Origin of the sequence: Marinobacter flavimaris (genome assembly GCF_002933295.1) — a bacterium.
Classification (GTDB): Bacteria; Pseudomonadota; Gammaproteobacteria; order Pseudomonadales; family Oleiphilaceae; genus Marinobacter; species Marinobacter flavimaris.
The window spans coordinates 189,582-210,729 of the sequence record NZ_PSSW01000009.1 but is presented as its reverse complement, the minus strand read 5'-3'; the positions used below and the strand labels follow the sequence as shown (position 1 = coordinate 210,729).

General features: G+C 58.9%; 19 protein-coding genes. 15 read left to right on the top strand and 4 right to left on the bottom strand.

Annotated elements, in window-relative coordinates; genetic code table 11:
• The 6 genes from MDHKLMBL_RS16305 to MDHKLMBL_RS16280 are packed head-to-tail and all read left to right on the top strand — an operon-like array spanning position 1 to position 6,207.
• Positions 1-2,205: a xanthine dehydrogenase family protein molybdopterin-binding subunit gene (locus MDHKLMBL_RS16305; RefSeq protein ID WP_104271479.1), complete on the top strand. Its 2,205-nt coding sequence runs from the start codon at positions 1-3 to the stop codon at positions 2,203-2,205.
• Positions 2,198-3,193, top strand: a complete 996-nt coding sequence (locus tag MDHKLMBL_RS16300; RefSeq protein WP_241956261.1) for an XdhC family protein — start codon at positions 2,198-2,200, stop codon at positions 3,191-3,193. Before MDHKLMBL_RS16305 ends, MDHKLMBL_RS16300 begins: the two co-directional genes overlap by 8 nt.
• 49 nt (positions 3,194-3,242) lie before the next feature.
• Positions 3,243-3,869 carry a methylthioribulose 1-phosphate dehydratase gene (locus MDHKLMBL_RS16295; protein ID WP_104271477.1) on the top strand — a complete coding sequence of 209 codons (627 nt, stop codon included), beginning with the start codon at positions 3,243-3,245 and terminating at the stop codon, positions 3,867-3,869.
• Complete coding sequence (locus tag MDHKLMBL_RS16290) at positions 3,866-4,426, top strand: 1,2-dihydroxy-3-keto-5-methylthiopentene dioxygenase (protein ID WP_104271475.1); 561 nt, start codon at positions 3,866-3,868, stop codon at positions 4,424-4,426. Before MDHKLMBL_RS16295 ends, MDHKLMBL_RS16290 begins: the two co-directional genes overlap by 4 nt.
• A complete protein-coding gene (mtnC, locus tag MDHKLMBL_RS16285; protein ID WP_104271473.1) occupies positions 4,423-5,115 on the top strand; it encodes an acireductone synthase in 693 nt (230 codons plus the stop codon). Before MDHKLMBL_RS16290 ends, mtnC begins: the two co-directional genes overlap by 4 nt.
• Positions 5,116-5,151: 36 nt before the next feature.
• The gene (locus tag MDHKLMBL_RS16280) at positions 5,152-6,207 is read left to right on the top strand and encodes a DUF3080 domain-containing protein (RefSeq protein WP_104271471.1); all 1,056 of its coding nucleotides are present in this window, start codon (positions 5,152-5,154) and stop codon (positions 6,205-6,207) included.
• 7 nt (positions 6,208-6,214) lie between these two features.
• Here MDHKLMBL_RS16280 and tfpB read toward each other — a convergent pair whose 3' ends face one another.
• Genes tfpB through arsC form a run of 4 tightly spaced genes read right to left on the bottom strand, consistent with a single transcriptional unit; the run spans position 6,215 to position 9,484 of the window.
• The gene (gene tfpB / locus MDHKLMBL_RS16275) at positions 6,215-8,032 is read right to left on the bottom strand and encodes a type IV pilus assembly ATPase TfpB (RefSeq protein ID WP_104271469.1); all 1,818 of its coding nucleotides are present in this window, start codon (positions 8,030-8,032) and stop codon (positions 6,215-6,217) included.
• 20 nt (positions 8,033-8,052) lie between these two features.
• Positions 8,053-8,424, bottom strand: a complete 372-nt coding sequence (locus MDHKLMBL_RS16270) for a DUF2069 domain-containing protein (protein ID WP_008172908.1) — start codon at positions 8,422-8,424, stop codon at positions 8,053-8,055.
• 57 nt (positions 8,425-8,481) lie between these two features.
• The gene (gene wrbA, locus MDHKLMBL_RS16265; protein ID WP_008172906.1) at positions 8,482-9,087 is read right to left on the bottom strand and encodes an NAD(P)H:quinone oxidoreductase; all 606 of its coding nucleotides are present in this window, start codon (positions 9,085-9,087) and stop codon (positions 8,482-8,484) included.
• Between the two features lie 43 nt (positions 9,088-9,130).
• Positions 9,131-9,484 (bottom strand): arsenate reductase (glutaredoxin), encoded by a 354-nt coding sequence (arsC, locus tag MDHKLMBL_RS16260; protein WP_014576707.1) that lies wholly within the window; start codon positions 9,482-9,484, stop codon positions 9,131-9,133.
• A gap of 68 nt (positions 9,485-9,552) precedes the next feature.
• Here arsC and MDHKLMBL_RS16255 point away from each other — a divergent pair, with 68 nt between their 5' ends.
• The 9 genes from MDHKLMBL_RS16255 (at position 9,553) to ispD (ending at position 21,144) form a co-directional block, all read left to right on the top strand.
• Positions 9,553-10,020, top strand: a complete 468-nt coding sequence (locus MDHKLMBL_RS16255) for a TlpA family protein disulfide reductase (protein ID WP_104271467.1) — start codon at positions 9,553-9,555, stop codon at positions 10,018-10,020.
• A gap of 45 nt (positions 10,021-10,065) precedes the next feature.
• The gene (dnaE, locus tag MDHKLMBL_RS16250) at positions 10,066-13,548 is read left to right on the top strand and encodes a DNA polymerase III subunit alpha (protein ID WP_062784907.1); all 3,483 of its coding nucleotides are present in this window, start codon (positions 10,066-10,068) and stop codon (positions 13,546-13,548) included.
• Positions 13,549-13,687: 139 nt separating this feature from the next.
• Positions 13,688-14,641 (top strand): acetyl-CoA carboxylase carboxyl transferase subunit alpha, encoded by a 954-nt coding sequence (gene accA / locus MDHKLMBL_RS16245; RefSeq protein ID WP_008172897.1) that lies wholly within the window; start codon positions 13,688-13,690, stop codon positions 14,639-14,641.
• Complete coding sequence (tilS, locus tag MDHKLMBL_RS16240; protein WP_104271465.1) at positions 14,625-15,974, top strand: tRNA lysidine(34) synthetase TilS; 1,350 nt, start codon at positions 14,625-14,627, stop codon at positions 15,972-15,974. The genes accA and tilS overlap by 17 nt, the downstream gene beginning before the upstream one ends.
• 87 nt (positions 15,975-16,061) lie before the next feature.
• Positions 16,062-17,690, top strand: coding sequence for a CTP synthase (gene pyrG, locus MDHKLMBL_RS16235; RefSeq protein ID WP_104271463.1), 1,629 nt, complete (start codon positions 16,062-16,064; stop codon positions 17,688-17,690).
• A 2-nt stretch (positions 17,691-17,692) separates the two neighbouring features.
• Positions 17,693-18,538 (top strand): 3-deoxy-8-phosphooctulonate synthase, encoded by an 846-nt coding sequence (gene kdsA / locus MDHKLMBL_RS16230; RefSeq protein WP_014576711.1) that lies wholly within the window; start codon positions 17,693-17,695, stop codon positions 18,536-18,538.
• Positions 18,539-18,662: 124 nt separating this feature from the next.
• Positions 18,663-19,958 (top strand): phosphopyruvate hydratase, encoded by a 1,296-nt coding sequence (gene eno / locus MDHKLMBL_RS16225; protein ID WP_104271461.1) that lies wholly within the window; start codon positions 18,663-18,665, stop codon positions 19,956-19,958.
• A 205-nt stretch (positions 19,959-20,163) separates the two neighbouring features.
• On the top strand, positions 20,164-20,436 hold the full coding sequence (locus tag MDHKLMBL_RS16220; RefSeq protein ID WP_062784903.1) for a septum formation initiator family protein: 273 nt from the start codon (positions 20,164-20,166) through the stop codon (positions 20,434-20,436).
• A gap of 6 nt (positions 20,437-20,442) precedes the next feature.
• Positions 20,443-21,144, top strand: coding sequence for a 2-C-methyl-D-erythritol 4-phosphate cytidylyltransferase (gene ispD / locus MDHKLMBL_RS16215; RefSeq protein ID WP_104271459.1), 702 nt, complete (start codon positions 20,443-20,445; stop codon positions 21,142-21,144).
• The last annotated feature ends 4 nt before the right edge of the window (positions 21,145-21,148 follow it).

The window sequence follows — 21,148 nt, the reverse complement described above, 5'->3', positions numbered from 1 at the left end:
ATGGCGATGAACCGACGAAATTTCCTCAAGGTCAGTGCCGGTGCCTCCGGCAGCCTCATGGTTTCAGTAACGTTGCCGGGCTGCGCGGGAATCCAGACGGGTTATGAGCCGGACACGGGCGAATGGCGTCCCGATGCCTGGCTGGAACTGACTGCCGATGATGAAGTCTTCTTCACCCTGGCCCGGGTCGAAATGGGGCAAGGAACTTACACCGGGTTGACCACTTTGATTGCCGAAGAGCTGGAAATCCAGCCGGAGCGGATCACCCCACGCTTTGCACCTGTGGCGCCGGAGTATCGAAATCCTCTGTACAAGCTGCAACTGACAGGCGGAAGCACCAGTGTTGCGACCAGTTGGGAGCCGCTTCGAACGGCCGGAGCAGAAGCCCGGCAAATGCTGGTTATGGCGGCAGCACGTGTATGGAACGTCGAAGCAACCGAATGTCGCGCCAGTGAAGGCAGGGTGGTGCACCCGAACGGTATCGACTCCATGGCCTATGGCCAGTTGGTTGAGTTGGCCGCCAAAGAAGTGCTGCGTGGTGACATAGCGCTCAAGCCGCAGAGCGAATGGAAATACATTGGCAAGCAGCGAGGCAAACTCGATGCCCGGGCGAAGTCCACGGGAACCGCAGTTTACGGGATTGATGTCGATCTTCCGGACATGGTGTACGGCGTTGTTTCACGGCCTCCCCGACGCGGCGGCCGCGTTCGGGACATCAACGCTGATCAGGTCCGTGCAATGACGGGTGTGCTTGATGTATTTGAGATCGAGCGTGGCGTGGCCGTTGTTGCCGACAAATACTGGCGTGCCCGGAAGGCTCAGGACGCGCTCAAGATAGACTGGGATTTTTCGGATGCCGTGTCTCTGTCTACGGGCGACGTATTCGACTCCTACCGCGCCGCCGCCGATGACGATCCCGGAGAGTCCGAGCGTAGTGAGGGCAGTTTTGCCAGTGCCATGGAGGAGGGCGACCGGGTAGTGGAAGCGGAATATGCCCAGCCCTACCTGGCCCACGCGACATTGGAGCCCATGAATGCCACGGCCTGGTACCGAGAGGACGGCATGGAAGTGTGGGCCCCTACACAGGCGCCGGACCTTGGCCGGATTGCAGCAGCCCGGGTGACCAATCTTGGCCCCGACGATATCACTATCAATACGACCTTTCTCGGCGGCGGTTTTGGCCGTCGACTGACCCAGGACTATATCGAAGAGGCTGCGGCAGTGGCCTACCGGGTCGGACGGCCGGTTAAGGTCATCTGGTCCCGTGAAGAGGACACCCGCCACGATCTTTATCGCCCTGCCATGCTGCACCGTATGAAAGCCAGCCTGTCTGGTGCTGAGCTGACGGGCTGGCATCACCAGATTGTTGGTCCTCAGATCCTGGACTGGTATGTCCGCAATGCGGCCCCTGCCCAGTATCCCTGGGCGCCAAAATTCATGTACGACACACTGGGCTCAGTCGGGCTAATGGCCGAAGGCATTGCCACGCCGAAAGATCACTCCGCGATTGAGGGGGCTATCGAATACCCCTACCGGGTCCCCAATATTGATATCCGTCATACCCACACCGATCCCGGCATTCCGATTACCTGGTGGCGTTCGGTAGGTTTTTCCCACAACGGGTTTGCCGTCGAAACCTTCATGGACGAACTTGCCCATGAGGCAGGTGAGGATCCTTACCAGTTCCGTCGTCGCCTGATTGCCCACGAGCCGAGGCACCTTGAAGTGCTTGACCGGGTTGTCAAGTTGGCCGACTGGCAGTCGCCGGTGCCAGAGGGTCGGGCCTGGGGGCTCGCCCTGTTCCGGAGTTTCGGAACGTACGTTGCCCAGGTGGTGGAAGCCGGAATCGAGAATGGTGCGATCCGGGTATACAAGGTCACCTGTTCGGTGGACTGCGGACAGGTCGTAAACCCCCGTATCGTGGAGGACCAGATCGAGGGCGGTATCCTGTTTGGGCTGACTGCGGCACTTTATGGAGAAATCACGCTGGAGAATGGCGAGGTCCAGCAGAGCAATTTCCACGACTACCCCCTAATGAGGCAGTACGAGCGTCCTGAGGTACTGGTGGATATTGTTGCAAGCAGCGAGTCGCCGACGGGAGTCGGCGAGCCGGGCGTGCCGCCGGTGATCCCGGCCCTGGGTAATGCCCTGTTTGCGCTCAATGGAAAGCGGCAGCGTAGCCTGCCATTGAAAGCCAATGCCTGATTCAAGCGTCGCCTATGCGGTCGCTACTGGCCGCCAGACCGTATTAGACAGAATGTCTCACTGGCTGGCGGAAGGTCAGAGAGCCTGGCTTTGCACCATAGTGGACACCTGGGGCTCCTCGCCGCGTCCGGTTGGCTCCTGGCTGGCGATTGCAGAATCCGGTCACTGGAGTGGATCGGTGTCCGGTGGCTGTCTGGAAGAGGATCTGCTCCGGCGCACAGCGGAAGACGGGCCGGACCATCCTGTTTTCGTTGATTATGGAATCACCGATGATGACCGGGATCATTTCCAGCTGCCTTGCGGTGGCCGGATACGGCTTCTGATTGAACCCTTCCGGGGCCAGATGGGTCTCGATCACGTTCAGGCATTGGCGGCTGCCTTGCGCGATCGCGAACCGGTGGTTCGTCGCGTGCCGATAAACGGGGCTCCGACGCTGGAGCATTCTGTCTCCGGGGCCGGTAACGCGGTCCACTTCGACGGTGAACAGCTTCTTCATGCTTTGCAGCCCGAGTGCCGGCTATTGCTGATCGGTGCCGGCGAAGTCGCTCGTTACGTTTTTGAATTCGCGACCGCGGCGGATTTTGCTGTCACCCTCTGTGAGCCGAGGGAGGCCTTCGCCGCCGGCTGGAGTTTTGAAGGGATTCCCCTGGACCGGCGCCTGCCCGATGATCTGATTTCGACAGAGTTTGGCGACGCCTGGTCCGGTATCCTGGCCCTCGCCCATGATCCGCGCGTCGATGATATGGGGCTGTTGGCCGCTCTTCACTCCAGAGCCTTTTATGTTGGCGCCATGGGATCCCGAAGGACCTCGGAAGCCAGGCGGGAGAGGCTCGCCTCTCTGGGGCTGGAAGAAGACGCACTGGAGCGCCTGCGAGCCCCCATTGGCGTCGATATTCCGAGCAAGACACCGGCAGAAATTGCTGTCTCCATTGTCGCCGATCTGATTGCCGCACGGCATCATTTGCGAGGAGCTGGTTCGTCCCTATAATGGCGCCCATGGGAGTGTCCCAAGCGCTCTGAAACCCGGGAGAGAACTCGTGTTTGATGTAACCCGATACGCTGTAGCCGCGGATGCGATTGTGGAAGCCGGTCGATTCCTGTACCAGCAGGGTTGGTCGCCCGCAACGAGCAGTAACTATTCTGCCCGCATTGATGCCGAACACATCGCCATTACTGTTTCAGGCCGTCACAAGGGACAGCTGGGGGCGGGTGATGTCATGGTGGTCGATCTGGCCGGCCGGCCGGTACAGAGCGACTGTCGCTCCTCTGCAGAAACAAGGCTGCATACGGTGCTGTATGAGGTCTTTCCCGAGGTGGGCGCGGTTCTGCACACTCACTCGGTGAAGGCAACGGTGCTCAGTCGTCTGCTTGAGCCCGGCCAGCCACTGGCGCTGGAAGGCTATGAGCTGCAGAAGGCGTTTACCGGCGTTGAGACCCACGAATCAGTCCTGACGGTTCCGGTGTTCGACAACACCCAGGACATCGACGCGTTGGCGGAGCACACTCGCGAATGGTTCCGGGAGCATCCGGAACAGCCAGGCTACCTGATTCGTGGCCATGGCCTGTACACCTGGGGCAAAACCATGGCCGATTGCCTGCGCCATGTCGAGGCCTTTGAATTCCTGTTTGAATGTGAGCTTGAAACCATGAGGGTTCGCCCATGACTACCCTGAGTATTTTCGACCAGAGCCAGCCCGAAAAGGCACGCAAAGTGACTGGGAATCCTGAAGAAATACGGGAGCGTCTGGCCCGCCACGGTGTGCGCTATGAGCAGTGGCCAACGAAAGATCTGCCGGCTGACGCCTCCCAGGAAGACATCCTTGAGGCCTACAGCGAGGAAGTCTCGAAACTGAAGCACGAATGTGGTTTTCAGACCGCGGATGTGATCAGCCTGAACCCGGACAATCCGCAGAAAGACGCGTTCCGGCAAAAGTTCCTGGATGAGCACACCCACAGTGAAGACGAAGTTCGTTTCTTTGTCCGTGGCCAGGGTCTGTTTTACCTGCACTTCGGCAACGAGGTTTTCGCCGTGCTGTGCCAGAAAAACGATCTGATCAGTGTGCCCGATGGCACTCGTCACTGGTTTGATATGGGCCCGGAACCTGCGTTTACCTGCATTCGCCTGTTCACCAACCCCGAGGGCTGGGTGGCGGACTTTACCGGTGAAGACATCGCCGGTCGCCTGCCTCGCTATGAGGCGCTGGCAGGAGCGGCCGAATGATCCGGGTTGTGCTCACGGATATCGAAGGCACCACCAGCTCTATTTCGTTTGTGCACGATGTCCTGTTTCCCTATGCCAGCGAGCACCTGCCGCGTTTTGTCCGTGACCAGCATCAGGACAGCCCGGTTGTGTCTGAGCAACTGGACGCAGTGGCCGAGGTTTCAGGCGTTGCGCGTGAGGATGTCGAAGGGCTGATCCAAGTGCTTGAAACCTGGATCAGGGAAGACCGCAAGGAAACCTCTCTTAAGACGCTGCAGGGCATGGTCTGGGAGCAGGGATATCAGCAGGGAGAGCTGAAAGGGCACATCTATGCTGACGCAGCCGACTACCTTCAACGCTGGCATGATCGGGGGCTGCGTTTGTTCGTATATTCATCAGGTTCGGTGAAAGCCCAGAAGCTGATTTTCGGTTTTACCACGGAAGGCGATTTTACGCCGTTTTTCTCGGGCTATTTCGATACCCGTATCGGTGGCAAGAAAGAGACCGTTTCATACCGGAATATTCTGTCTGAGTTGGGCGTCGAGGCCTGCACGGTGCTGTTCCTGTCTGATGTGGAAGCTGAACTGGAGGCAGCCGAGGAAGCCGGCATGCAAACTGCCTGGCTTGTTCGCGAGGGAGATCTGCCGGAAACCGAACGTTTCGTTGCCCGTGATTTTGCGGAGGTCGATACCCTGCTGCAAAAGCGCTAGGCCCAGGGCTTTTTAACGCCATCGCAGGAGGAATGAATGCCCGGAACCGGAATTTGCAGAATCTTTGCGCCGGTTCTCGCCGTGCTTCTTGCCGGTTGCGACCCGTTCTCGGATGCGCGTCCCATGATGGACGAGTATGTGGAGCGGGTGGCCCGCGTGTTGGAAACCGATCCCGAGTTTTCTGACATTCCCTCCGCCAGCCAGCTTCCCCGCCGCCGTGACCGTGTGCTGACCATGCCCGAACTGGACATGGGAATGCTCGATTTTCTATCGCTCTACGGCTGTGAACTCCAGTACGTTGTTGGTGAGAAAAACTCGGTGATGGGGCGGGTTATGCAACCCCTGAACCGCCTTCGTTATGAAATCCGGTTTATCGAAGCGGCCAGGGACTGTCTGCCGGATATAGAAGATGAAGAATTTGCCGAAGAGCTTGCCGGTGGTATCGACAGCAAGCTTGAATCCCTGCCCATTGCTATCTGGAATGCCACCTGGGGCGTCGAAGAAATCGAAAAGCTGTTTACCCTGGCCAAGGGCTACTATCCCGTCGCGCCAGAGGGCAATCCAGTGTCTGATCTCGCCCTTGATATCGACAGCCTGAACGCAGCAGTGGCCCGTTTGTACTCTGAAGATCTGGCCGTTTCCCTCGACTTTGCCGGCGACGTTCATCAGCGCTGGCAGGCAGAATACCGCGCCGGTCAGTTGATCAACAGCGCGCTTCTTCTGACTGCAAGGCTGAAGGACGGGACGGCATTGCTCAAGCAGAGAATTGAAGGCAAGCCTCTGTGTATTAACGGCCAGCCGAACAACCAGTCGGATATTGTTCAGAGTATGTTTTTCAGTGTTTATATCGAAAAGATCCAACCCTATATGAGCACTGTGACCCAGGGACGGGTGGCGCTCATCGAGCCGTTCGAGCAGTTGGCGGAAATGCAGCGGGCGGTCATGCCAGAAAGTTTCGCCGGTTGGTATGAGCGGCATCTCTCACAGAGCGCCGAGGCCAGCCTGTGGCGGGAACTGGACGTGGCCATGATGGCCCACACCAAAGCCTGGCAGGAATTACTGGGCCAGTGCGGATTGCGCCCGGGAGCCTGATCCTCATTCAGCGCTGACTTTCCGGCGTCACCCTCAGAATTTCTTCCACCGTTGTCTGGCCGGCGGCCACTTTCTGTGCACCACTCAAGCGCAGGGATTTCATGCCTTCCTTGTAGGCATCCAGCCTGAGCTGCTCCAGCTCGCAATGATCGGTGATCTGTCGTAGCAATGCGCCAGACAGCGTCATAATTTCATAAACCCCTGCGCGGCCAAGATACCCTGTGTTCCGGCATTCCAGGCAACCCACGGGCTGATAGAACTGCTTCGGAACCGGCGCTTTCCAGGGCCGGGTGAGAGTTTGCCAGGCCTGTTCATCAGCGGGGCCAGGGGATTTGCAGTGAGGGCACAGAGTTCGGGCAAGCCGTTGTGCCATCACGCCCAGTACCGTGGCCCGAATCAGGTAAGGCGGAATGCCCAGTTCCATCATCCGGGTAATCGCGCTCGGGGCGTCATTGGTATGCAGGGTCGATAGCACCAGGTGGCCTGTCAGGGCAGCCTGCACGGCCATTTCCGCCGTTTCCAGGTCGCGGATCTCGCCGATCATGATGATATCCGGGTCCTGACGCAGCAGCGCCCTTACGCCGGCTGCAAAGGTCAGGTCGATATTGGTCTGAACCTGCATCTGGTTGAACGCCGGCTCCACCATTTCGATGGGATCCTCAATGGTGCAGACGTTTAGCTCGGGCGATGCAATCTGTTTCAGGGTCGAATACAGGGTCGTGGTCTTGCCGGAACCAGTGGGCCCGGTGACAAGGACGATGCCGTGTGGGCGGGATGTGATTTCCTGCCAGCGCTGGCGGTCTTCCTTGCCGAATCCCAGTTGCTCGTAGGACTTCAAAAGCACGTCTGGATCAAAGATCCGCATGACCATCTTTTCGCCAAAGGCAGTCGGCATCGTGGCCAGACGCAGTTCCACCTCCCGGTTGTCGGGTTTGCGGGTCTTGATGCGACCGTCCTGGGGGCGGCGTTTTTCCGCCACATTCAGGCGACCCAGGATCTTGAGGCGACTGGTCACCGCCACGCCCACATGCTCGGGGAACTCATAAACGTTGTGCAGCACGCCGTCGATCCGGAACCGGACCTGGGTGACCGTGCGGCGGGGCTCGATGTGAATATCCGAGGCACGCTGGTCGAAGGCGTACTGAAGCAACCAATCGACAATCTTGACGACGTGCTGGTCATTGGCGTCCGGGTGTTCGCTGGCGCCAAGATCGAGCAGCTGCTCGAAATTCTGGTTGCCGGCAACGCCCGGGCCCTGGCTGCCGCTGGCCTTGCTGACGGAATTGGCGAGCTGGTAGAACTCCACGGTGTACCGGCGGATATCCTCGGGATTGGCGACAACGCGCCGGATATCCTTGCGGACGGCCTGTTGAAGGTTCTGCACCCAATCGCTCTTGAACGGTTCTGTGCTGGCGATCAGCACCTCATCGGCGCCTATCTCAACTGCCAGGATGCCATGGCGCTGGGCGAAGGCGTAAGACATCACCCTAGCAATGGCGGGTGTGTCGATCTTGAGGGGATCAATATGGTAGTAAGGTTGCCCCGCCCAGTCGGCCAGCCAGTGAGTCAGCCGATCCAGATCCAGGGTGCGACCGCTCTTCTCGCTGGTCAGCGCGGCAATCGCCACCAGTTCCAGCGGGTGGCGCCTGCCTTTCTGTCCGTCGCCGCTTGCCGCGCCCAGGTTGGCCGACAACACCCGCTCTGCGTCTTCCTGGCTGATTTCCCCGCTGGTAACAAGCGCGGTGCAAACATCTCTCAGGGTCAGGGTACTTCTGGGCGGCGCGGGTGGCCGCTGCACCGTTCCGGAGTTGCTTGTGTCAGCCATAGAGGGTCAGTTCCAGGTCTTCAGGGTGTGTTTCCGTCTGCCACCGGCCGGTTCACCTTCAGGTGAATCATGGCAACAGTGAACAACAGGAAGGTCAGTACCGTCAAAATGACCGGCCCCGGGGCGCCTTCGCTCAGCCATGCCGAAACAACGGCCTGAGTGAAGTAGAAGATCACCACGAAGGACATCCAGATATAGCCCCGATTGTGACCGCGAAAGACCGTGACCGCAAAGGGCAGAAGCGGGACCAGTTTCACCGCCAGCATCAGGGGTATTGAAACACCCTCGACGGGAGCCGGGTAGAACGTGGTAATCAGCAGAGTGGCAAGCACGCCGATGTAAAGGGCGATCGTCGCCCGCACAGTGATGCGGGCCTTCGGGTTGTTCAGCATAGTGTGTTCCGGAATCGATAAGTGTAGAGCAAAGTACGTCCTGCGCCCGGTCGCGTATCAGTCAGCGAGTTTCAGGGCCAGTCGCGCCAGACGTTCGCCGAAGGCCTGGCACAGGGCTTTCTCATGCGTGCTCAGGGGTTGCTGTTCGCCGGTTCCGGCCCAGTGGGTAGGGCCGTAGGGTGTGCCACCGGTGTCCGTTTCGCCGAGACTCTTCTCCGAGTAAGGTAGGCCGCAGACCACCATGCCATGATGCAACAGCGGCATCATCATGGTCATGAGAGTCGTTTCCTGCCCGCCATGGAGGCTGCCGGTAGAGGTAAACGCGCCCGCCGGTTTGCCTTCCAGGGTTCCGCTCAGCCAGAGGTCGCCGGTCGTGTCGAGGAAATGCTTCAGGGGCGCTGCCATGTTGCCGAAGCGGGTGGGGCTGCCGATGGCAAGGCCGGCGCAATTTGCGAGATCGGATTTGCTGGCGTAGGGCGCTCCAGAGTCCGGAACTGCGGGCAGGGATGCTTCCGTGTCCGGTGAAACCGGTGGTACCGCCCGCAACCTCGCTTCCATGCCTGTTACCCGCGCCACACCACGACCAATCTGGCTGGCCAGCTCCGCAGTCTGGCCTGTGCGGCTGTAAAATAGCACGAGAACATAGGGCAATTGATCGGACATCGTCAGAGATCCTTCTGATCTGGCTGGAGGAGATTGTTCGGCGTTACAGAATCGAGAGAACGTTTTCCGGTGGCCGGCCAAGTGCTGCTTTGCCGTTGGCGATCACAATCGGTCGTTCAATCAGTTTCGGTGTTGCTACCATCGCGGCGATGAGTTGTTCGTCGCTCAGGTCGGGGCTGTTCAGGCCCTGTTCTTTATACTCTTTTTCTTTCGTGCGCATCAGTTCGCGGGGGCGAAGATCCAGTGCGTTCAGGATATCCTTGAGCTCCTGCTCTGTCGGTGGTGTTTCCAGGTAGCGTATAATCTCTGGCTCAATTCCCCGTTCGGTAAGCAGTTCAAGGGTTTGGCGGGATTTCGAGCAGCGAGGGTTGTGGAAAATCCGGGTGGGTTCTGTCATCTTCGTGCCTGATTGTCTGAATGGAGTCCACGATTTCTGTGGCCGGTAGTCTAACAGGAGGTTTACCAGTGCAGTACCCTGATTCTGTCCGTAGGCGTTCCGGCCTGCGTGTTCTGGCCGTGGCGCTGCTCATTCTGGCGATGTCCGGCTGCCAGAAAATCGAGCTTGAGCGGGCAGAAGGCACAAAACTGAACTGGGACACCTTGCGCGGCCAGTGGGTGTTGGTTAACTACTGGGCGGAGTGGTGCAAACCGTGCCTCGAAGAAATTCCCGAGCTCAATGAGCTGGACAAGGCGCCGGACATTACCGTACTCGCCGTCAATTTTGATGGGGTGCGGGGCGACGCATTGGTCGAACTGGGCGAGCGTATGGGCATTGAATTTACCATGCTGGCGGACGATCCAGGGCCGGGGTTCGGCTGGAAGTTACCGGTCGCGCTGCCTGCCACTTTTCTGGTTAATCCGGGCGGCGATCTGGTCGAGACCCGTTTTGGACCCCAGACCGAAGAAGAACTCCGGGCCGTGATCGGCGGTTGAGCCGGCCGCCCCAACTGAATTACACAGCAGGAATAACCTGACGTTATGTCGCAGACTTTTGTACACCTCCGCGTCCATTCCGAATACTCCATGGTGGATGGCCTGGTCAGGGTTAAACCGCTGATCAAACGCGTTGCCGAGCTGGGCATGCCGGCTGTTGGCCTGACCGAGCAATCCAACATGTGCTCGCTGGTTCGCTTCTACAAGGCGGCCATGGGAGCGGGCGTCAAACCCATCATTGGCGCTGATCTGTGGCTGGAAAATCCGGACGAGCCCGAGAACCCGTTCCGCATCACGCTGTTGGCGCGAGATAACGACGGTTATCTCAATCTCACCGAAATCATTTCCCTGGGGTATACCGAGGGGCAGCGGTTTGGCAAGCCGATCATCCAGCGCAAGTGGCTTGAGGCTCGGCCGAACGGTTTGATTGCGCTCTCTGGTTCGAGAATGGGCGATGTGGGCAAGGCCTTGATGGCGGGCAAACCGGAACTGGCCCGCGAGCGCGCCCGTTACTGGATGGATCTGTACCCGGATAGCTACTACCTCGAGTTACAGCGCACCGGTCGTCCCGGAGACGAAGACTGCCTGCACCTGAGTGTTGAGCTGGCCGGTGCTCTTGGCCTTCCGGTGGTTGCCACTAACGATGTGCACTTCCTGGAGGCGGAAGACTTTGAGGCTCACGAGGCCAGGGTCTGTATCGGTGAGAGTCGTACCCTGGATGATCCGCGCCGTGATCGCCGGTTCAGCGACCAGCAGTACCTGCGCAGCGCCGATGAGATGATCGAGCTGTTCAGCGACATCCCGGAAGCAATCGAGAACACCGTGGAGATTGCCCGGCGTTGCTCGGTGAAGGTTCGGATGGGTGAGTATTTCCTGCCCAATTACCCGATTCCCGATGGCATGACCATGGACGACTATTTCCGGAAGGTCTCCGAGGAAGGGCTGGAAGAGCGGCTGGCCAAGACCCTCAGCAAGGACGATCCGGAATACGATGCCAAACGCGAGGCCTACTACAAGCGCCTGAACTTCGAGCTGGATATCATCATCCAGATGGGGTTCCCGGGCTACTTCCTGATCGTGATGGACTTCATCAAGTGGGCCAAGAACAACGGTGTGCCCGTGGGGCCGGGCCGGGGTTCCGGTGCCGGCTCGCTGGTGGCCTACGCCCAGCTGATCACTGACCTGGATCCACTAGAATATGACTTGCTGTTCGAGCGTTTCCTGAACCCGGAACGGGTCTCCATGCCCGACTTTGACGTCGACTTCTGCATGGAAGGCCGGGACAGGGTAATCGAGTACACCGCCCAGAAATACGGGCGTGAGGCGGTGTCGCAGATCATTACCTTCGGCACCATGGCCGCGAAGGCGGTTGTGCGGGATGTTGCTCGGGTGCAGGGCAAATCCTATGGCCTGGCCGACAAGCTGTCTAAAATGATTCCGTTCGAGCCGGGCATGACCCTGGAGAAGGCTCTGGAGCAGGAGCCACAGCTGGTCGAGTTTCTCGAGAACGACGAGGAAGCCCAGGAAATCTGGGAAATGGCCCTGAAGCTTGAGGGCGTGTGCAGGAACGCCGGTAAACACGCCGGCGGCGTGGTGATCGCGCCTACCAAGATCACCGATTTTTCGCCCCTGTACTGCGACGACGAGGGCGGAAGCCTGGTGACCCAGTTCGACAAGGGCGACGTGGAAGACGCCGGGCTGGTGAAGTTCGACTTCCTGGGCCTGCGGACGCTCACGATCATTAAGTGGGCGCTGAACATGATCAATCCGCGCCGGGAAAAGAAGGGCATGCAGCCGCTCGACATCAACGAGATTCCGCTGGATGACGTGCCCTCGTTCGACATGCTCAAAAAAGCGGAAACCACGGCGGTGTTTCAGCTGGAATCCCGGGGCATGAAAGACCTGATTCGCCGTCTCCAACCGGACTCCCTCGAGGACATGATCGCCCTCGTGGCCCTGTTCCGGCCGGGGCCGCTGCAATCGGGCATGGTGGACGACTTTATCGACCGTAAGCACGGCCGCCAACCCATGTCCTTCCCGCATCCGGATTACCAGTATGAAGGCCTGAAGCCGGTTCTGGAGCCCACCTACGGGGTTATCCTGTACCAGGAGCAGGTCATGCAGATCGCCCAGGTGATGGCCGGTTATACCCTTGGTAATGCGGACATGCTGCGGCGCGCCATGGGTAAGAAAAAGCCCGAGGAAATGGCCAAGCAGAAGCAGTTTTTCCTGGATGGCTGTGAGCAGAACGGGATCAACACGACCCTGGCCGAAAACATCTTTGACCTGGTAGAGAAGTTTGCCGGCTACGGCTTCAACAAATCCCACTCCGCCGCCTATGCACTGGTGTCCTACCAGACACTCTGGCTGAAAGCCCATTACCCGGCAGAATTCATGGCCGCGGTACTGACTGCCGATATGCAGAACACCGACAAGGTGGTCACGCTGGTGGAAGAGTGCCGGAATATGAAGCTGGATCTTCTGGTGCCCGACGTCAGCCGCTCGGAATACACTTTTACCGTCAACGACGAGGGCCAGATTGTGTATGGCCTCGGTGCGATTAAAGGCCTGGGCGAGGGCCCGATCCAGAGCATCGTGGAAGGTCGTGGTGATGGCGAGCCCTATCAGGATATTTTCGATTTTTGCCGACGCATTGACCTGAAAAAGGTCAACAAGCGCGCCATGGAAGCGCTGATCCGGTGCGGCGCCATGGACAAGCTTGGCGCCAGCCGGGCTCAGTTGATGGCCAGCATCGATAAGGCCGTGCAGCAGGCCGGCCAGCAATCCCGTAACGAGTCCGTCGGCATGATGGATATGTTCGGCGAAATGCTCGAGGCCGGTGACGGTGGCGATCCCTACGAGGACGTGGCCGGCATGCGCGAGTGGCCCGAAAAACAGCGGCTGAAAGGGGAGAAAGATACCCTGGGGCTTTACCTCACCGGCCACCCGTTTGATGAATACGAGAAAGAGGTTCGGCGGTTTGTCCGGTCCTCCATCGCCGATCTGAAGCCGAACAAATCGCCCCAGCGGGTCGCGGGGCTGGTGGTTGCCCAGCGCACCATGAAAACCCGAACCGGCTCCACCATGTGTTTCATTACGCTGGATGACAGGAGCGCCCGGATAGAGGCGACCCTGTTCTCGGAAGCCTTCTTTGAAAATCGGGAGCTGTTGCAATCTGACCAGGTAATTGTGGTGGAAGGACAGGTCAGCCACGACGACTATTCCGGCCAGATGAAGATGCGGGTGAGCTCGGTGATGGATGTCGCGAGTGCTCGCCAGCAGTTCAGTCGTGGGTTGAAGCTCAACCTGCACGCCGATCAGCTGCAGAACGGACTGCTGGAGAAACTGGACACCACCCTGAGGCCGTTCCGCTGTGATGGCAGTCCGGTCTGGATTGAGTACAGCAGCCCCGAGGCGTCCACCCGGATCGAGCTGGGTGAATCCTGGCGGGTGCAGCCGGATGACAACCTGCTACTGGAGCTCCGTTACCTCGTAGGCGACCAGTCGGTAGAACTGGTCTATGATTGAGTAAGCTGAAAATTAAAAGTTTGTCAGATAGCGGACTCATACCAATGTCCGCTTTAGCCACTGACCGGGCGCTGCTATCTTTGTGTAAATTCTGGTTTGGCGGAGCATTTTCCCGCCTGGCAAAAAATGATGGAACATCATGAACCCTAACTATCTGGATTTCGAACAGCCAATCGCCGACCTGGAAGCCAAGATTGAAGAGCTTCGGATGGTTGGCAATGACACCGACATCAATATCACCGACGAGATCACCCGGCTGAAGAAAAAAAGCGTCAGCCTCACAGAGAGCATTTTCTCCGATCTCAAGCCCTGGGACGTTGCCCGACTGGCTCGCCATCCCCGCAGGCCCTACACCCTGGACTACATCGAATCCATGTTTGAGGATTTCGATGAACTGCACGGTGATCGCCGTTATGCAGACGACCTGGCGATCGTAGGGGGTACTGCCCGGCTGGACGACAAGCCGGTAATGGTGATTGGTCATCAGAAGGGCCGGGAAGTGCGGGACAAGGTAAAGCGCAACTTTGGTATGCCGCGCCCTGAGGGCTATCGCAAGGCCCTGCGCCTGATGGAAATGGCCGAGCGGTTCAAGATGCCCATTCTCACGTTCATCGACACGCCGGGTGCCTATCCCGGCATTGGTGCGGAAGAGCGTGGGCAGAGTGAGGCCATTGCCTTCAACCTGGCCGTGATGTCCCGCCTCAAGACACCCATTATCTCCACGGTGATCGGTGAGGGCGGTTCCGGTGGCGCGTTGGCCATCGGTGTCTGTGACCAGCTGAACATGCTGCAGTATTCCACCTACGCGGTGATTTCCCCAGAGGGCTGTGCGTCGATCCTCTGGAAAAGTGCCGAATACGCTGCCCAGGCGGCGGAGGCCATGGGTGTTACGGCTGACCGGCTCAAAGATCTGGGGCTGGCGGATAACGTGGTAACCGAGCCCCTCGGCGGTGCTCACCGCAACCCTGAAAAAATGTCGGAATCCCTCAAAGAGGTTCTGGCGAAAGGCGTCGCTGAGCTCAGCCGCCTGCCACTGGATGAGCTGGTATCCCGCCGCTACGAGCGGCTGACCCGCTATGACACCGGGCGCTGAGCCCGGTTCCGGATTCCACTGGCCGGAGGCCCTGTGTGCCCCGGTCAGAGAACTCCCCGATCACACCCGTCTTTGGGTCGCCCTGAGCGGTGGCCTCGATTCCACCCTGTTATTGCACCTGGCAGCCCACTGCCATGGCTGTTCCGGCGCTGTCCGGGCGATCCATATCAATCATCAGCTTCAACCCAATGCATCGGATACCGAGTCGTTTTGTCGCGGTGAATGTGAGCGACTTGGCGTGCCGCTTGTGGTTGAGCGGGTAACCGTCGATGGTGGTCGTAGCTCGGGTGCGGGTATAGAGGAAGCTGCCCGCAAGGCTCGCTATGCCGCCCTCGAGGCGCTGGTCGGGAAGGGGGACCTGGTCTTGATGGCTCACCATGGGGATGACCAGGCGGAAACCGTTTTGTTCCGGATGCTCAGGGGCAGCGGTGTGGCCGGGCTGGCGGGCATGCCGGCCAGTCGTGAGCTGGGCGCCGCGACCCTCGTCCGGCCCCTGCTCGGGTTTGAGAGGGCCGAACTCGAGCGTTGGGCCCGGGTCGCTGGCCTGTCATGGGTTGATGACCCCAGCAATACCGACCAGCGATTTGACCGGAATTTCCTCCGTCACACTGTGTTGCCGCTCTTGCGGGATCGCTGGCCGGGGTTGAATCGCAGGCTGCGGCACACGGCGGAATCCTGTGGCGAGAGCGAAGCGCTGAACCGCAAGCTGGCCGCTTTGCAGTGGCAGGCAATCGGCGGCGACCGGGACCGTCTCCCCGTTGATGGCCTGAAAACACTGCCTCTGGCGGAGCAGAAGAATCTGCTACGTTGGTGGGCACGGGAACGCGGGTTTCATGCGCCCACCCCTGGTGACTGGCAGCAGGTCATTCGGGACCTGCTGTTTGCCGCAGAGGATCGGGAGCCGGAGTTCCGGTCCGACGGTTTCAGTCTGCGGCGTTTCCAGGGTGATCTTTGCCTGGTTCCCGACCGCGGCCCTTTACCGGACGCTCCGGTCGATCTCGAGCCGGGGGATGGTGTCGCGTGGGGAGAGTGGTCCCTCAGGTTGGAATCTGTCGTTACCCCGGAACAGTCGTTGCCGCCAATACGGATATTTACGAGGCAGGGTGGCGAGCGGGTCCGTTTCCGTCCCGATGGGCCGTCCCGTTCGCTCAAGAAATGGCTGCAGGAAGTCGGCGTTCCACCCTGGGAAAGGGCCCGTCTGCCGCTGGTTTTCGCGGGTTCCGGGGACGCAGCAGAGCTCATTGCCATTGGCGATTTATGGTGTTCTGAACAATACTCGGGAGGCGCCCATGCCGCCGGTTGGCGGCTGGTCGTAGAGCGGGAATGTGATTGAGTCAATGGGGCCTTTCTGGTAGTCTGGCGTCCCATCTTGAGATGACAATCTCCCTCCTTCACCGAACCAGACAATCACGGAATCTGCATGACGCGTTATATTTTCGTCACCGGCGGTGTCGTGTCCTCCTTGGGGAAAGGTATCGCATCAGCCTCTCTGGCTGCGATCCTCGAGGCACGCGGCCTGAAGGTCACTATTCTCAAGCTGGACCCGTACATCAACGTGGACCCCGGCACCATGAGCCCGTTCCAGCACGGTGAGGTTTTTGTCACCGAGGATGGCGCGGAAACAGACCTCGATCTGGGCCACTACGAGCGCTTCATCCGCTCCCCGATGAGCAAGCGCAACAACTTCACCACCGGTCGGGTGTACGAGGAAGTAATCCGCAAGGAGCGCCGTGGCGACTACCTGGGCGGAACTGTGCAGGTAATCCCCCATATCACTGACGAGATCAAGCGCCGGGTCGTTGAAGGTGCTGCTGGCGCCGACGTAGCGCTGATCGAGATTGGTGGCACGGTAGGCGATATTGAATCCCTGCCGTTCCTCGAAGCCTGCCGCCAACTGAAGGTTGAAGTCGGTCCCCAGCGTGCACTTTTCATGCACCTGACCCTGGTTCCGTACATTGCCACTGCGGGTGAGATCAAGACCAAGCCCACCCAGCACTCGGTCAAGGAAATGCGCTCTATCGGTCTGCAGCCGGATATCCTGCTGTGCCGCTCCGAGCACGAGGTGGACGCCAGTTCACGACGCAAGATTGCCCTGTTCACCAACGTCGAAGAGCGGGCCGTTATTCCTCTCCAGGATGCAAAATCCATTTACGCCATTCCTCGCATGCTCTATGAGCATGGCCTGGATCAGCTCGTTATCGAACGATTCGGCCTGGATGCACGTCCTGCGGACCTCAGTGAGTGGGACAACGTTGTTGAATCACTGATGAATCCCGAGCAGGAAGTGACCATTGCCATGGTTGGCAAGTACATGGAGCTTCTCGACGCGTACAAGTCGCTGATCGAATCCCTGCTGCACGCCGGCATCAAGACCCGCACCAAGGTCAATATCAACTACATCGATTCCGAAGACATCGAGCGTGATGGCACCGGTGCGCTGGCCAATGCCGACGCGATTCTGGTGCCGGGCGGTTTCGGTGAGCGCGGCGTGGAAGGCAAGATCCGCACGGTTCAGTATGCCCGTGAGAACAAGGTGCCTTACCTTGGCATCTGCCTGGGTATGCAGGTTGCTGTAATTGAATACGCGCGGAACGTGGCCGGTCTGACCGACGCTCACAGCACAGAATTCCGCGAGCACACGCCGGAGCCGGTGGTGGGCCTGATCACCGAATGGCTGGATTCCACCGGAGAGCGCGAAGAGCGTACGGAAGAATCTGATCTTGGCGGGACCATGCGTCTCGGCGCCCAGGATTGCGTGCTTACCGAAGGTTCCACCATTGCCAACTGCTATGGCAAGAAAACCATTCGCGAGCGTCATCGCCATCGTTACGAGGTCAACAACCACTTCCTGCCAAAGTTGGAAGAGGCCGGTCTTCAGATCTCAGGTCGTTCGACCGATGGTCGTCTGGTCGAAGTGGTTGAAGCGCCGGATCATCCCTGGTTTGTCGCCTGTCAGTTCCATCCGGAATTTACCTCCACACCCAGGGACGGCCACCCGCTGTTCAAGGGCTTTGTTGAGGCAGCACTGGCCTGTAAGAAAGGATCCTGAGCATGGCGCAGAGCACTGTAAACGTTTCGGGAATCGACGTCGCCAACGACAAACCGTTTGTGCTCTTTGGTGGCATGAACGTCCTTGAGTCGCCGGAGCTGGCCATGGAGGTTGCCGAGGCCTACGTTGAGGCCACCGGCAAGCTCGGCATTCCCTACGTTTTCAAGGCGTCGTTTGATAAGGCCAACCGTTCGTCGGTGAATTCGTTTCGTGGTCCAGGCCTTGAGAAAGGGCTGCAGATTCTGGCGGACATCAAGAGCAAGTTTGGTGTTCCCATTATTTCGGACGTCCACGAGCCGGCCCAGGCCGCTCCCGCAGCGCAGGTATGCGACATCATCCAGCTGCCGGCTTTCCTGAGCCGCCAGACCGACCTGGTGGTCGCCATGGCGAAAACCGGTGCGGTGATCAACATCAAGAAGGCCCAGTTCCTGGCTCCCCAGGAAATGAAGCACATCATCACCAAGTGCGAGGAAGCCGGTAATGACAAGGTGATCCTGTGTGAGCGGGGCAGCAGCTTCGGCTACAACAACCTGGTTGTCGACATGCTGGGCTTTGGCATCATGAAAGCCATGAACGTACCGGTGATGTTCGATGTGACCCACTCCCTGCAAATGCCCGGCGGACGCGCGGATTCGGCCGGTGGCCGACGTGCCCAGGTGACTGACCTGGCGCTGGCGGGTATGTCCCAGGGGTTGGCCGGTTTGTTCCTGGAGGCCCATCCGGACCCGGACAAAGCCAAGTGCGATGGCCCGTGTGCTTTGCGGCTGAGCCAGCTTGAGCCCTTCCTGCAGCGGGTGAAAGCTGTGGATGATCTGGTAAAAAGCTTTAAACCTATCGACACCGCCTGATTGGCGGTGTTGGCGTTTTACGCGGACTATGGGAGCGAGCGGGAACGGCCCTGCGAAGATTTAGAGGGCCGTTCCCTCTCGCTCTGACTCCCGAATTTGAACATGAACTTGGAGACAGAGAAGAATGACCAAGATTGCCAACATCAAGGGCCGTGAGGTTCTGGATTCCCGCGGTAACCCGACAGTAGAAGCCGACGTTATCCTCGAAGACGGGGCCGTCGGCAGCGCCTGCGCGCCTTCTGGTGCCTCCACGGGTTCCCGGGAAGCCCTGGAACTGCGTGATGGTGACGCTTCCCGTTACCTTGGCAAGGGTGTTCTGAAGGCTGTGGAAGCCGTGAACAGCAAGATCCGTGATGCACTGGTAGGCAAAGATGCGGCTGATCAGCGTGCTCTGGATCAGATCATGCTGGACCTCGACGGTACCGAGAACAAGGCCAACCTGGGCGCCAACGCCATCCTGGCAGTTTCCCTGGCGGCGGCGAAGGCTGCAGCTATCTCCCTGGGCAAGCCACTGTATGCACACATTGCAGACATCAACGGTACCTCCGGCCAGTTCTCCATGCCGGTGCCGATGATGAACATTCTGAACGGTGGTGAGCACGCGGATAACAACGTTGATATCCAGGAGTTCATGGTTCAGCCGGTTTCCGCCAAGAGCTTCTCTGAAGCCCTGCGTGTTGGCGCGGAGATTTTTCACAGCCTGAAAAAAGTGCTGAAGGCCCAGGGCCTGAACACAGCGGTTGGTGATGAGGGTGGTTTTGCTCCCAACCTGCCCTCCAACGAAGCGGCGCTGGCGGTTATCCAGGAAGCGGTCGAGAAGGCCGGTTACAAGCTTGGTACCGATGTGACCCTCGCCCTGGACTGTGCATCTTCCGAATTCTACAAGGATGGCCAGTACCAGCTGTCCGGCGAAGGCAAGAACTTCGATTCCGAGGGCTTTGCCGATTACCTGGCCGGCCTGTGTGAGCGATATCCGATTGTCTCCATTGAAGACGGCATGGACGAGAGCGACTGGGATGGCTGGAAGGTGCTGACTGACAAACTGGGCGCCAAGGTTCAACTGGTTGGTGACGACCTGTTTGTGACCAACACCAAAATCCTGAAGCAGGGTATCGAGAAGGGCGTGGGTAACTCCATCCTGATCAAGTTCAACCAGATCGGCAGCCTGAGCGAAACCCTCGATGCCATCAAGATGGCCCAGGATGCCGGTTTCACTGCCGTGATTTCACATCGTTCCGGTGAAACCGAGGACACCACCATTGCCGATCTGGCGGTGGCGACCTGCGCCGGCCAGATCAAGACCGGTTCCCTGTGCCGCTCGGATCGTGTTGCCAAGTACAACCAGCTGCTGCGCATCGAAGAAGCGCTGGACGGTAAGGCGCCTTACCGCGGCCTGAGCGAGATCAAAGGGCAGGGCTGATCGACTGATCCCACCGGTTCTGGCAGAGTGTCTGGCCGGTAATTGGCGAAAAACTGTTAAGGCCATCGTGTTCTGGGCGAAATTCCGGACATGATGGCCTTTTTGTACAGGCAGTTAGAAGAATTTGTTGCTAATCTACTCTAAGGTCTATACTCAACGTCCGGCGTTGGTATTTTGATTGATTGAATTTTGAACGGAATCGGCAATGAAGTTGCTCTGGACCATAATGGTGGTTGTGATTCTCCTGCTGCAGGTGCGCCTGTGGGTTGGGGAGGGCAGCTTTGCGCAGGTATGGGCTCTGGAGCAGTCCATTGCCGAGCAACGTGAAGAAAATGCCGAGCTGGCTACCCGCAATGAACGTCTCTATGCGGAAGTCAGGAATCTGCGTAACGAGCAGGGCGCCGTTGAAGAACGGGCCAGAATGAACCTCGGCCTGATAAGAGACGACGAGACCTTTTTCCTGGTTGTTGAAAACTGATTGTCTATGCCTTCCCCGAGACTCTGGCTGATTGTTCCTGCCGCCGGCATCGGCCAGCGTATGCAGGCTGAGCAACCGAAACAGTACCTTCGGATTGGCGAGCGTTTCATTCTCGACATCACCCTTTCCCGACTCATGGATTCCGCGCCTTTTTCCGGCTGCATGGTGCCATTGCACCCGGCCGACCATTGGTGGCCGGATACCGAAGCCAGCGGCGATAGCCGAATCCAGACCTGTACCGGCGGTTCCGAAAGAGCTGGTTCGGTGTTGTCGGCGCTGCACGCCATGGCGGAACAGGTGAAAGATGACGACTGGGTTCTGGTGCACGATGCGGCGAGACCCTGCCTTCATACTCGGGATCTTTCCAATCTGATTGACCGGCTCTACAGCCATCCTGTTGGGGGGCTGCTTGCCTCGCCGGTTGCCGACACTTTAAAGAAAGCCGGTACTGCTGAGCTTACGGAAGTGATTGAGACCGTTGATCGCACGGGGTTGTGGCGGGCTCTGACGCCCCAGATGTTTCGCTACCGTGTTCTTGTTGATTCTCTGGAGGCAGCCCTTGCCCGAGAGCTTCCGGTGACCGATGAGTCCTCCGCGGTGGAGTTTTCCGGTAACATGCCGGTGCTGGTTGAAGGGCGGCCGGACAATATCAAGATCACCGTGCCCGCCGATCTGGCACTGGCAGGCTTCATTCTGAGCCAATTCTGAACTT

What these genes read in the sequence shown, in the direction of transcription:
- MDHKLMBL_RS16305 (WP_104271479.1), top strand. Translation starts at nt 1, where the DNA reads ATGGCGATGAACCGACGAAATTTCCTCAAGGTCAGTGCCGGTGCCTCC.
- MDHKLMBL_RS16300 (WP_241956261.1), top strand. Translation starts at nt 2,198, where the DNA reads ATGCCTGATTCAAGCGTCGCCTATGCGGTCGCTACTGGCCGCCAGACC.
- MDHKLMBL_RS16290 (WP_104271475.1), top strand. Translation starts at nt 3,866, where the DNA reads ATGACTACCCTGAGTATTTTCGACCAGAGCCAGCCCGAAAAGGCACGC.
- mtnC (WP_104271473.1), top strand. Translation starts at nt 4,423, where the DNA reads ATGATCCGGGTTGTGCTCACGGATATCGAAGGCACCACCAGCTCTATT.
- MDHKLMBL_RS16280 (WP_104271471.1), top strand. Translation starts at nt 5,152, where the DNA reads ATGCCCGGAACCGGAATTTGCAGAATCTTTGCGCCGGTTCTCGCCGTG.
- tfpB (WP_104271469.1), bottom strand. Translation starts at nt 8,032, where the DNA reads ATGGCTGACACAAGCAACTCCGGAACGGTGCAGCGGCCACCCGCGCCG.
- MDHKLMBL_RS16270 (WP_008172908.1), bottom strand. Translation starts at nt 8,424, where the DNA reads ATGCTGAACAACCCGAAGGCCCGCATCACTGTGCGGGCGACGATCGCC.
- wrbA (WP_008172906.1), bottom strand. Translation starts at nt 9,087, where the DNA reads ATGTCCGATCAATTGCCCTATGTTCTCGTGCTATTTTACAGCCGCACA.
- arsC (WP_014576707.1), bottom strand. Translation starts at nt 9,484, where the DNA reads ATGACAGAACCCACCCGGATTTTCCACAACCCTCGCTGCTCGAAATCC.
- dnaE (WP_062784907.1), top strand. Translation starts at nt 10,066, where the DNA reads ATGTCGCAGACTTTTGTACACCTCCGCGTCCATTCCGAATACTCCATG.
- accA (WP_008172897.1), top strand. Translation starts at nt 13,688, where the DNA reads ATGAACCCTAACTATCTGGATTTCGAACAGCCAATCGCCGACCTGGAA.
- tilS (WP_104271465.1), top strand. Translation starts at nt 14,625, where the DNA reads ATGACACCGGGCGCTGAGCCCGGTTCCGGATTCCACTGGCCGGAGGCC.
- pyrG (WP_104271463.1), top strand. Translation starts at nt 16,062, where the DNA reads ATGACGCGTTATATTTTCGTCACCGGCGGTGTCGTGTCCTCCTTGGGG.
- kdsA (WP_014576711.1), top strand. Translation starts at nt 17,693, where the DNA reads ATGGCGCAGAGCACTGTAAACGTTTCGGGAATCGACGTCGCCAACGAC.
- eno (WP_104271461.1), top strand. Translation starts at nt 18,663, where the DNA reads ATGACCAAGATTGCCAACATCAAGGGCCGTGAGGTTCTGGATTCCCGC.
- MDHKLMBL_RS16220 (WP_062784903.1), top strand. Translation starts at nt 20,164, where the DNA reads ATGAAGTTGCTCTGGACCATAATGGTGGTTGTGATTCTCCTGCTGCAG.
- ispD (WP_104271459.1), top strand. Translation starts at nt 20,443, where the DNA reads ATGCCTTCCCCGAGACTCTGGCTGATTGTTCCTGCCGCCGGCATCGGC.